This is a genomic window from Flavisphingopyxis soli, assembly GCF_007995095.1.
Taxonomy (GTDB): domain Bacteria; phylum Pseudomonadota; class Alphaproteobacteria; order Sphingomonadales; family Sphingomonadaceae; genus Flavisphingopyxis; species Flavisphingopyxis soli.
Window position 1 is genome coordinate 378495 of sequence record NZ_VOPY01000001.1, and the last position, 11535, is coordinate 390029.

The window sequence follows — 11535 nt, forward strand, 5'->3', positions numbered from 1 at the left end:
CATGAACATCATCGTCATCATCGCCATCGTCCTCGCCATGGGTGCGGTTCTCTACGCCCTGATCCGCGGTATCGTCGCCTTCCTGCGTACGATCGAAGCCGATCTCAAGGGCGAAGGGACCAGCGAAATGCACCTGATGCAGAACAAGATGATGTTCGCGCGCGTCAAATATCAGGCGATCGCCGTCATCCTGCTCGTCATCCTCGGCATGTTCGCCGCCGCCAAATAACGCGCGGCGCGAAGCGGCGCGGCGCGGCAAGGGGGCACGCGATGGTCAAGCTCAACAAGATCTACACCCGCACCGGCGATGCTGGCACCACCGGCCTCGTCGACGGATCGCGCACATCGAAATCCGATCCGTTGATCGCTGCAGTCGGCGATGTCGACGAAGCCAACAGCGCGATCGGCGTGGCAATAGTCGCGCTTGGCGATGGTCCCAACGCCGCGCTCGGTGCGCAACTCACCGTCATCCAGAACGACCTGTTCGACCTCGGCGCCGACCTCGCCACGCCGGCGAGCGACGCCGACGGGACCGACTTCACCCCGTCCGAAATGGTCCTGCGCGTCACCGCTGCCCAGGTTGCCCGGCTCGAGCGAGAGATCGACGCGATGAACGAGGACCTGGCACCGCTCAGGAGCTTCATCCTGCCCGGCGGCACCCCCGCCGCCGCCGCGCTCCATCTTGCCCGCGCGATCACCCGGCGCGCCGAACGCAGCGCCGTCGCGGCGGGCGAGGCGCGCGCGCTCAACCCCGCCGCTCTGGCCTATCTCAACCGCCTGTCGGACCATCTCTTCGTCATGACCCGGCTCGTCAACGCGCGCGCCGACGGTGACGTCCTGTGGGTCCCGGGAGCCTCGCGCTAGCCAGGCGCGCGCCAGGGCGCGGCGCTATTTGCCGAGGCTGTCGAGCCGCAGCTGGCGAAATTCCGATTGTGCGCTCCATTCGGGCCAGCGGTCCGACGTCGCGATCCCGCGGCCGACCGCATAAGCGAGGCCGACATCCTGCGCCGCGGCGGCAAAGTCCATGTCGGCGCTCCACGCATCGCAGGTCTGGTGATAGCATTTCATGTACGCGTCGAGCCACGCTTCGCCCGCCGCACGCCCGCCGACCTTGAGGTCGGGCGCGCCGCTGATCGCCATGAACAGCAAGGTCGGCACGCCGTGCTTGGCGAGCGAGAAATGGTCGGCGCGATAGAACAGTCCGCGTTCGGGCAGCGCCTCGTTGGTCACGACGCGGCCCTGCGTCGCCACCGCGCTGGCAAGGTCGTTCTCGAGGCTGTTCTGCCCCTTGCCGACGAGCATCACGTCGTTCGACGGCCCGCCGGTCTGGAGGATGTCGAGCGTGATGTTGGCGACGGTCTTGGCGAACGGATAGACCGGGTGGACGGCATAGGTTTCGGAGCCCAGCAGGCCGCGTTCCTCGGCCGACCAGAATCCGAACACGATGCTGCGCGCCGGAGCGGGTGCCTTTTTGAAGGCGCGCGCCATCTCGAGCAGTCCGGCGACGCCGAGCGCATCGTCATTGGCGCCGGGGCGGATCGTCCGGCCCTCGGCATCGGGCGCGCCGCGGCCATAGGCATCCCAGTGCGCGCCGTACATGACGACCTCGTCGGGGTGCGTCGTACCGGGCAGCCGCGCGAGCACGTTGCGGCTCATCAGCGTCTCGTGCGTCACCGGCAGGCTGGCCGAGAAGGTTGCGGGGAGCGCCACGGGACGGAAATCGGGCGACCGCGCCGCGACGCGCTGCTTGGCCAGGTCGAGCCCCGATGCCGCGAACAGCCGCGCCGCGGCAACGCCGTGCAGCCAGCCCTGCAGCGCAAGCCGGCGCGGCGCATCGGCGATGTCGTAATTCTCGCCCGCGGGCGCGGTCACCGTTGCCCAGCCATAGCCCGCGCCGGGCGTGTCGTGGACGATCAGCACGCCCGCCGCGCCGCGCTTGGCGGCTTCATCGAACTTGTAGGTCCAGCGGCCGTAATAGGTCATCTTGCGCCCGCCGAACTTGCCCGCTGCCGGCTCGCCCGCGGCGGCCTCGAAATCGGGATCGTTGACCAGCATCACCGCGATCTTGCCGGTGAGGTCGACGCCCTTGAAATCGTCCCAGCCGCGCTCGGGCGCAGCGACGCCATAGCCGACGAAGACCATTGGCGCGTCGGCGATCGCAACGGTGTCGACCGGTCGCACGGTGCTGACATAGATGTCGCGCGCCTGGACCAGCGGCATCGCCTTGCCCTTGACGCTCGCCGACATCGTCCCGTCGCCGAGCATCGTGCGAACGAGCGGCACCGGCTGAGTCCATGACCCGTCGGGTCCGCCGGGCTCGAGGCCGATCGCCTTCAACTGCGATACCAGCCAGTCGATCGTGCGTGTCTCGCCCGGCGTCCCCGGCGCGCGCCCGCCGAAATCTTCGGACGCCAGCGTTTTCACGTCGGCAGACAGGCGCTCGGGCGAGATCGCCGCAGCGGCCGGCGCCGGCGTCGCGCTGTCGGTGAGGGGGGCGGTCGCACAGGCGGCGAGCAGGACGAGCGGAGCGAGGAGGAGGGCTTTCATGGCGCAGGCCTTAAACCGCCGCCATGGACCGCACAAGCAACTCGCGCGGACCGCTCAGAGGCGGATGCGAAATCTGGCGGACAGCCCTTCCGGCGCGTAGGTGACGGTGCTGTTCGCCACGCCGAACGATCGTTCGATCATCGCGCTGCCCGATCCGCGCCGGGTCGGCGGCGAAACCGGCGGCCCGCCACGCTCGATCCAGTCGAGGACGAGATAGTCGACATCGCCCTCGCGCTCGGTCGTCCAGGCGAGCCGGAGCGATCCCCCGGCGGCACTCAGCGCGCCGTATTTTACCGCGTTGGTCGTCAGTTCGTGGAGCAGCAACGATATCCTGACCGCCTGTTTTGCGGGCACCGTCAACTCGTCTCCCTCGAGGACGATCGCATCGCCCGCCTCGCTGCGAAACGGGGCGAGCTCGAACGCGATCAGGTCGCCGAACCGGACCGCGCGGCCCGGCTCGACCAGCGCCGCCTGGTTGTGCAGGATCGCGTGCAGCCGCCCTTCGAGAACGTCGCGAAATTCGTCGACGCTGGCCACCGATCGCGCGGTCATCCCGATCACCGAATTGACCATTGCGAAGATGTTGCTGAACCGGTGCGCCATTTCGGCGACGATGATGTCGCGCTCTTCCTCGAGCGCCTTGCGCGGGCTGACATCGCGAATGACGACGGTCAGCAGCGTCATGTGGTCGAGGTGGCGACAGCTCAGCATCGCCTCGGCGGCGAATTCGCTGCCGTCGCGGCGAAGCCCGACGACCTCGCGCTCGCTGGCCATTGCGCGCGCGACGTCGCTCGGCGCCGATCCGAACGAAGCGATATGGCCTGCATGGGCACCGCCAAAGCGCGCCGGGATCAGCCGTTCGATGTTCGATCCCAGGATATCGCGCGCGCGATGGCCGAATATTGTCTCCGCCGCCGGATTGAACAGCACGATCTTGCCCGCGACGTCGGTGCTGATCACCGCATCGCCGATGCACGACAATATCTCCTCGATCGACGGACCGATGAATTTGTCATCGGCGTCCAGGGGCAGTGCGCTCATGGCCAGGTCTCCTGCGTGGTTCGCCGAGCCAACATGGCTTGATCAGGCCTTTGCAAGCATGCGCTAGCACGCCGACGGCCGATCTACGCATGAATTTCATATGGTCCATCGGCCCTGCGATAAGCTGGCCCGAGATCACGCGACGGGCAGCACTGATTTCAGGGCCGGTGTCCTCTAATTCTCGTGAGAATCCCCCTCGACCGCCAGCATTATGATCGGTGTTGGCGAAGCCCAGCCGTTCCATTAGAGATATTGCCCCATCGGACGCGACCTTCATGCGAGTCCGGCCATCGACGGAACCCAACATGCCCGACGCAAAATCCATAACGAGCGAGCGCCTGGGACGAATTGTCGAAGATTCGGCAAGCGAGATTTACGTGTTTTCGGCGGAAGATTTCACCTTCTCGCTGGTCAATCGCGGTGCCCGCGAAAACCTTGGTTTTTCGATGGACGAACTGCGCGAACGAACGCCTTGGGACATCAAGCCCGAGTTTAGCCAAGACGAATTCCTGGAATTTATCCAGCCGCTCGTCACCGGCGCAAAAAACCGGCTCGATTTCGAGACCGTGCACGAGCGCAAGGATGGCTCGCTTTACGATGTCGTGGTGCGATTGCAGCTGATCCGGTCCGATGGCGAGGCGGTGTTCTTTGCTGCGATCGAAGACACCTCCGAACGCAAGGCGATTGAAAGGTCTCTGCGTGAGGTCACCGTTCGCCTGGACGCGATTCTGGGCAATACGACGATGGCCGTCTTTATGTTGGACGATCAGCAGCATTGCGCGTTCATGAACAAGGCGGCTGAACAGCTTAGCGGCTATTCGCTTGCCGAAACACGCGGACGACCCCTGCACGATGTCCTCCATCACACCTATCCGGACGGGCGGCCATTTCCGATCGCAGAATGCGCGATCGACCGGGCATTTCCGGAAAATAACCAGACGCAAGGCGAAGAGGTTTTCGTTCACAAGGACGGATCCTTCTATCCGGTCGCTTTCACTGCGTCGCCGATGAAAGACGGGACGGGGCAGACTGTCGGGACGGTCATCGAAGCGCGCGAAATTTCGGAAGAACTGAAGGTTCGAGCTGCGCTGGAAGACTTCAACGAGCGGCTCAAACTTCGTGTCGAAGAAGAAATCGAGAAACGCGAACTGTTGCAGGGGCAACTCGTCCAATCGCAGAAGATGGAAGCCGTGGGGCAGCTGACCGGGGGCGTGGCGCACGATTTCAACAATCTTCTGCAAGTCATCGGCGGGAACCTCCAGCTGCTGCAGCGAGAGCTTCCCGAGGACGATCTCAAACAGCAGGCGCGCGTAACCAATGCTCTTTCGGGCGTTGCGCGGGGTGCCAAGCTGGCCGCGCAGCTGCTCGCCTTTGGTCGCAAGCAACCGCTTGAACCCAGGCCGATCGACGCCGGCCGGATGATCCGCGAAATGGACGACATGTTGCGTCGCACTCTGGGCGAGGCGATCGATATCGAAACCGTTATATCGGGTGGCCTGTGGAACTGCCTGGCCGATCAGGCCCAGTTGGAAAACGTCATTCTCAACCTGGCGATCAACTCGCGGGACGCCATGGAAAGCCGTGGCAAGTTGACCATCGAAGCGGGCAACGCATCGCTCGACGACGACTATGCCGGTGAGCATCACGATGTTTCGGCCGGTCAATATGTGATGCTGGCGGTGACCGACACCGGAAAGGGCATCGCGCCCGACGATCTTGAAAAAGTGTTCGAACCGTTCTTTACGACCAAGCCCCCCGGTGAAGGGACCGGCTTGGGATTGAGCATGGTCTACGGGTTCGTCAAGCAATCGGGCGGCCATATCAAATTCTATAGCGAGCTTGGGCAAGGGACGACGATCCGGGTTTACCTGCCACGCACGCGTGAGGAAGAAGTGGTTGCCGCGCGTGATGCAAGCGGAGATACGCCGGGCGGAGACGAGGTGGTCCTGGTCGTCGAGGACGATGGGGCGGTCCGGCAAACGACCGTCGAATTGCTCGGTAACCTGGGATATTCGGTGCTAGAGGCCAGCAACGCCGACAACGGCATGGCGATTGTCGATAGCGGTATGAAGATCGACCTGCTGTTTACCGATGTCGTGATGCCGGGAACGCTCGCCAGCCCGGACCTTGCCCGACAAGCGAAGGCGCGGCTTCCGGATCTCGCGGTCCTGTTCACCTCGGGCTATACGCAGAACGCCATCGTGCACGCCGGCCGTCTCGATGACGGCGTCGAACTGATCAGCAAGCCTTTCACCCGCGAGCGGCTCGCGCGAAAAATCCGTCAGGTCCTCGATGCGCGAGACTTGCGACCGGTTCCTGCCGCAGCGCGGTCTTCCGCCGGCATCGACGCCGTGCGAACCGACAGCGCGGCAGCGGGAGCAGAACAGCGCCGCATATTGTTGGTCGAAGACGAGCCACTCATCAGGATGACGACTGCCGAAATGCTCGGCGATCTTGGCTATATCGTCGTGGAAGCCGGAACCGTGGCCGCTGCGCAAGACAGGCTCGCGAACGAATCGCACGATATCCTGATTGCCGATCTTGGGCTCCCCGACGGTTCGGGTCAGGACCTGATACGACACGCTCTTGATCAGTATCCCGAAATCGCCGTGATCGTGGCTTCGGGTGGCAGCGCTGGCCTCGATATCGCCGATTATGGCGCTCCGCAAAGGCTGGTCATTCTCGACAAGCCCTTTAACGAACAATCGCTCAAACAGGCACTCGACAGCTGTTTGGGCGAGATCGCCGGCGCGACGGCTAGCGACGGCTAGCGACGGCTAGCGACGGCGTCGCGCTATCGGCGAGGGCCGGCTAGCGACAGAACTGGACAAGGCCGTATTAGTCATATAATACACCTTGGCATTCGACTGTACGACGTGCGGTCGGGGCTGAACTGATGCTTTGAATATCCGCATCAACTTTCCAGGGAAGTCGAACATGAGCCCTCTCCGCCGGACTGTCCTTCTCCTCGGCACCGCTATTTTAATCGCTTCCGGGATCTCGGGCCCGGCCCTTGCGGAACCCAGCACAGCCTTGGCAGATGATGCGCGGGTGGGTCGATTCTCCGGCGTTGTAGCGACCGGCGAACGCGGAATCGTCAGCGTCGTGGACGCACAAGGCCGCGCGGACGCCGATGGCAAAATCGCCAATGGGGCAGGGATTGCCTATCCGCTAGCATCGGTGACAAAGGTTCTGACAGCCACCGCGGTCATGCGCCTAGTCGAACAGGGGCGTGTCGATCTGAAGGCCGCGGTGGCATCCTACCTGCCCGAATATGCCGGGCGGCCCTTTGCCAGGGTCACGATTGCCCAGCTGCTCAGCCACACCGGCGGCGTGCCCAGCATTCTCAAGGACGATCAGGGCCTGGGCGACGGTCCGCTGGACTTCGATGTTTTGGCATTACCGATCTCGACCAGCGCGTTGATCGATCAGTTTTCGGCCGCGCCCCTGCTGTTCGAACCCGGCACTCGCTACGGCTATTCGAACTCGGGCTATATCCTGCTGGGACGCATCCTCGAGGTCGTGACCGCAAAGCCATATTATGCCGCGCTCGACGCGCTGGTGCTGGCCCCGGCGGGAGTTTCGCGCGAATTCTGCTTGTGCCGCAACCTGCCCGGCCACCCCAATGCCACCGCATTCGAGAGGCACGGCGACAGCTTCGTTGCCGCCCCCGTCCTCGATCCATCGCAGACGTTCAGTGCTGCTGGTGTTCGCGCCACGCCAAACGGCCTCCTGAAATGGAGCGAAGCGCTGATGTCCGGCCGGATCGTCAAGCCGGCAACCCTCGCGCTGATGTGGGCGCCGGTGGTTCCGACGCGCAATCCCGGGGAATCATTCGCGCTTGGCTGGCTGGTCCGTGATATCGACGGCGTGCAGCAGGTCGCGCACGACGGCACCATCCCTGGCGTTGTCAGCAACCTGGTCTTGGTTCCCGCAGAGCATAAAGCCGTGTTCGGCGACCTCAATCGCACGCTCGACCTTGGGCATATCGACGAAAGCGAAAGCTATTTGCGCACCGTCGTTTCATCGATCGTCGCGGGCCGGACGCCTGCAACCGTTCCTTCCCTTGCGCCGCCGCTTGCCGGTCGCGCGCTCGAAGGCGCCTACCGCCTACCGGAAGACCGGTCGTTCGCGTTGAACGTCGACACGAAAGGGCAGCTCTGGCTTGAAACCGACGGGGGCTGGTCGGTCTTGCAACTCCCGAAACTCGTCCACGCCACGGGTCCGCTGGCCAACGATGCCGATCAGGCCGTCGCCGGTTGGGCGGCGCACGGCCAGGCCGGGATCGCATCGCATTTCAGCCCGGATATGCTCGCCAATGTGCCCGCTGGCGCGCTCGATGAAACCTGGGCTCAATTCCTTGAACAGTTCGGTGCCTACCGTCACCATCACGTCTATTCCACCACCGACGATTTTGCCGAGGTTCGGATCGATTTTGAGCGCGGATCGATGGACATCGGCATCGTCTATGATCCGCAGGGCCGGATCAACGGGCTGCAGCCTGTCGGACAGGAAACCGAAATGCCACCAACGCGGGTGCGCGCATGGGCGACTGCCGAAGGGGGGCTGTGGATCGACGGCTTCGCACACGCCGGGCCTGATGTGACCGCAACGGTCGATGGCGACGGTGGAATAACGTTCGAGTCGGGTCAGCACGCAGTCCGGGGGCCGTCGCAATAGATGCTCCGAGCATAGGACCGCTGGTTCCCGGATCGCCGTCATTCAGGCACCGGGCGGCAGATCGCATCCGACAAAAATTCCGCACCCCCCTGACGCGCTGAAACAAATCGCGTACGCTTTCGTTGGAAGCGCGTAACGACAGGGGGAGGCCATGGCCACCAAGCCCGCCAGTATCGACGCCCGGCCCAGTCCAAGGACGGGCCCGGCGCAGTTCGCCGCCGCCTATCGGTCGGTGCGCGACCTGACGCGCGCGCTCGCCGCGCCGCTGTCGGACGCCGACGCGACCGCGCAATCGATGGCCGACGCTTCGCCCGCCAAATGGCATCTCGCGCACGCGACGTGGTTCTTCGAAACCTTCCTCCTGCGCGACCACGTCCCCGGCTATCGCCTGTACGACGATCGCTATCCCTATCTGTTCAACAGTTATTACGAGGCCGAGGGCGAGCGGCACGAGCGCACCGCGCGCGGCCTGCTGACGCGCCCCGCGCTCGCCGACATCCTCGCCTGGCGCGACCATGTCGATGCCGCGATGGCGGACGCGATGCCGCGCCTTGCCGAGACCGCGGGCGATCTTGTCACGCTCGGCCTCCATCACGAGCAGCAGCACCAGGAGCTGCTCCTCACCGACATGCTCCACCTCTTCTCGCGCAACCCGCTCGGGCCCGCGATGTTCGAAGCACCTGCTGCGTCCGTCGCGAGCGCGCCCGCACCGCTGGGCTGGGTCGAGGGGGCAACGGGCCGCGTCACGATCGGCCATGATGCTGGCGACGGCTTCGCGTTCGATTGCGAAGGCCCGCGCCACGACGTGCTGCTGACCCCGCATGCGCTCGCCGACCGGCTCGTCACCAACGGCGAATGGATCGATTTCATTGCCGATGGCGGCTATGCCGATCCCGCCCACTGGCTCGCCGACGGTTGGGCCTGGGTGAATAATGAGCGCATCGCTGCGCCGCTCTACTGGCGGCAAGGCGACGGCGGCGATTGGGAGCAGTTCACCCTGTCGGGCTGGCAACCGATCGATCCCGCCGCGCCTGTCACGCATATTTCTCTATACGAATCAGATGCCTATGCCAGCTGGGCCGGCGCGCGCCTGCCGACCGAGGCGGAATGGGAATCGGTCGCCTCGTCATCCGAACCGCTGTCCGGCAACCTTCTCGACAGCGCTGGCCCGGTCGCCCCGCAACCCGCCCCAGGCGGCGATCTCCCGCGCCTCAAACAGATGTTCGGCGACTGCTGGGAATGGACCGGCAGCGCCTATCGCCCCTATCCCGGCTTCAGGCCCTGCGACGGCGCGGTCGGCGAATATAACGGCAAGTTCATGAGCGGCCAGTTCGTCCTGCGCGGCGGCAGCTGCGCCACTCCGCGCGGCCATGTCCGCGCCAGCTATCGCAATTTCTTCTACCCGCACCAGCGCTGGCAGTTCACCGGCCTGCGGCTCGCCAAAGACCTCTAACCCGCAAAGGGAGCCGCATGGCCATCGTCCGCACCATGAGCCTTGTCGATGCCGATCCCGCCGGGTTCGACAGCGATTTTCGCGATGACGTCCTCGCCGGCCTCGGCCAGCGGCAAAAGGCGATCCCCGCGCGCTGGTTCTACGACACGCGCGGGTCCGAGCTGTTCGAGGATATCACCGCCCAGCCCGAATATTACCCCACCCGCGTCGAGACCGAGCTACTCAAACACGTCTGCGGCGAGGTTGCAGAGCGTGTCGGGGCCGGGCGCTGCGTCGTCGAATTCGGTTCGGGCAGCTCGGTCAAGACGCCGCACCTGCTCGCTGCGATCGATCCCGCCTCGTACGTCCCGATCGATATCAGCGGGGACTTTTTGCGCAGCTCGTCGGACGACCTATCGGCGCGCTTCCCCGATCTGCCGGTGATCCCGGTCGAGGCCAATTTCATGAAACCGGTCGAGCTTCCTGCAGAGGTTGCCGACCAGCCGCGGCTCGGCTTCTTTCCCGGCTCGACGATCGGCAACATGGTCGCGCGCACCGCGGTCGACCTGCTGCGCTCGATGCGCGACACGCTCGGTGGGCCCGACAGCGGCGCGATGCTGCTCATCGGCATCGACCGGATCAAGGACATCGACGTGCTCGAGGCGGCCTATGACGATGCCGCCGGCGTCACCGCCGCGTTCAACCTGAACCTGCTCGCCCGGATCAACCGCGAACTCGGCGGCACGATTCCCGAGGACGCCTTCGCCCATGTCGCGCGCTGGAACGATCGCTTCGCGCGGATCGAAATGCACCTCGAGGCGCAGCGCGACGTGTCCTTCGAGGTTGCCGGACAGGCGTTCGCGATGGCCAAGGGCGAGACGATCCATACCGAGAACAGCCACAAATACGGCCCGCGCGACGCCAATTTGCTGCTCCGCACCGGCGAATGGACGCCGGTCGAGACATGGACCGATCCAGACGACCGCTTCGCGCTGATCCTGGCGCATGCGACCGAGTACCGCACCGCGCCCTGATCGCCTTGGGGCAGCAGTTACATCGCCTCGAACGCGACATAATCGAATTGAATCAGGAATTTTCGGCATTTCGGTCTTGCTTCGCAACCGAAACGGCCGGTCGGCGTTTGAGTCCCTATGATCCAGCCTGCCGACGATAGCGCGCATCCGCTCGCCGACACATTCCGTAGCTTCATCCGTGAACCGTCCTTCCCCTGTGTCGGCGCGAAATCGGCGCTGGGCCGCGATAATCTACGGATCATCGTCGCGCGCAGCATGCGCTCGGGCTGGGACGACTTACGGATCCTGCCCTCGCTGATGGAGCTTGCCGCCGCCTACCGCGCCGATCCCGAACCGTTCCAGTCGCTCGCCGTCGTCTTCGATACCGATGAAGGTGTCGACGAGGCCGAGTTCGAAAAACTGCTCTGGCAGCGCCTGCAATCGCTCAGCGACAAGGACGAGTGGCTCGGCCAGCAACCCGACCCGCGCGTCAGCCACGATCCGCAGGACCCGCATTTCGCGATGAGCTTTGGCGGCGAGGCGTTTTTCGTCGTTGGCCTTCACCCCGGCGCGAGCCGCCCGGCGCGGCGTTTCACCCACCCGGTCATCGTGTTCAACCTGCACGACCAGTTCGAACGCCTGCGCGCCTCGGGCGTCTATGATCGCCTCAGCACCAAGATTATCGATCGCGACGTCGCGCTCGCCGGTTCGGCCAACCCCATGCTCGCGCCGCACGGCACCGTCTCGGCCGCGCGCCAGTATAGCGGTCGCGCGGTCGGTTCCGACTGGCGCTGCCCGTTCAGCGGCCGCGCCGCCTAAGCA

Annotated in this window: 9 protein-coding genes; 7 read left to right on the plus strand and 2 right to left on the minus strand. The window is 64.8% G+C overall.

What is annotated here, in order from left to right; genetic code table 11:
* The first annotated feature begins 1 nt into the window (after position 1).
* Together FSZ31_RS01900 and FSZ31_RS01905 are read left to right on the plus strand one after the other, a co-directional pair.
* Positions 2-229, plus strand: coding sequence for an HIG1 domain-containing protein (locus FSZ31_RS01900; RefSeq protein ID WP_147121364.1), 228 nt, complete (start codon positions 2-4; stop codon positions 227-229).
* Between the two features lie 41 nt (positions 230-270).
* Positions 271-864, plus strand: coding sequence for a cob(I)yrinic acid a,c-diamide adenosyltransferase (locus FSZ31_RS01905; protein WP_147121365.1), 594 nt, complete (start codon positions 271-273; stop codon positions 862-864).
* Positions 865-888: 24 nt separating this feature from the next.
* Here FSZ31_RS01905 and FSZ31_RS01910 read toward each other — a convergent pair whose 3' ends face one another.
* Complete coding sequence (locus tag FSZ31_RS01910; RefSeq protein ID WP_147121366.1) at positions 889-2547, minus strand: M20/M25/M40 family metallo-hydrolase; 1659 nt, start codon at positions 2545-2547, stop codon at positions 889-891.
* Between the two features lie 54 nt (positions 2548-2601).
* Complete coding sequence (locus FSZ31_RS01915; protein WP_147121367.1) at positions 2602-3588, minus strand: HWE histidine kinase domain-containing protein; 987 nt, start codon at positions 3586-3588, stop codon at positions 2602-2604.
* A 221-nt stretch (positions 3589-3809) separates the two neighbouring features.
* Here FSZ31_RS01915 and FSZ31_RS01920 point away from each other — a divergent pair, with 221 nt between their 5' ends.
* The 5 genes from FSZ31_RS01920 (at position 3810) to gntA (ending at position 11532) form a co-directional block, all read left to right on the plus strand.
* Entirely contained in the window at positions 3810-6359 is a 2550-nt protein-coding gene (locus FSZ31_RS01920; RefSeq protein WP_236643617.1) for a hybrid sensor histidine kinase/response regulator, read from the plus strand.
* Between the two features lie 166 nt (positions 6360-6525).
* Positions 6526-8268, plus strand: a complete 1743-nt coding sequence (locus FSZ31_RS01925; RefSeq protein ID WP_147121368.1) for a serine hydrolase — start codon at positions 6526-6528, stop codon at positions 8266-8268.
* Between the two features lie 151 nt (positions 8269-8419).
* On the plus strand, positions 8420-9721 hold the full coding sequence (egtB, locus tag FSZ31_RS01930) for an ergothioneine biosynthesis protein EgtB (protein WP_147121369.1): 1302 nt from the start codon (positions 8420-8422) through the stop codon (positions 9719-9721).
* A gap of 17 nt (positions 9722-9738) precedes the next feature.
* On the plus strand, positions 9739-10734 hold the full coding sequence (gene egtD / locus FSZ31_RS01935; protein ID WP_147121370.1) for an L-histidine N(alpha)-methyltransferase: 996 nt from the start codon (positions 9739-9741) through the stop codon (positions 10732-10734).
* 117 nt (positions 10735-10851) lie between these two features.
* Complete coding sequence (gene gntA, locus FSZ31_RS01940; RefSeq protein WP_147121371.1) at positions 10852-11532, plus strand: guanitoxin biosynthesis heme-dependent pre-guanitoxin N-hydroxylase GntA; 681 nt, start codon at positions 10852-10854, stop codon at positions 11530-11532.
* Positions 11533-11535: the final 3 nt, after the last annotated feature.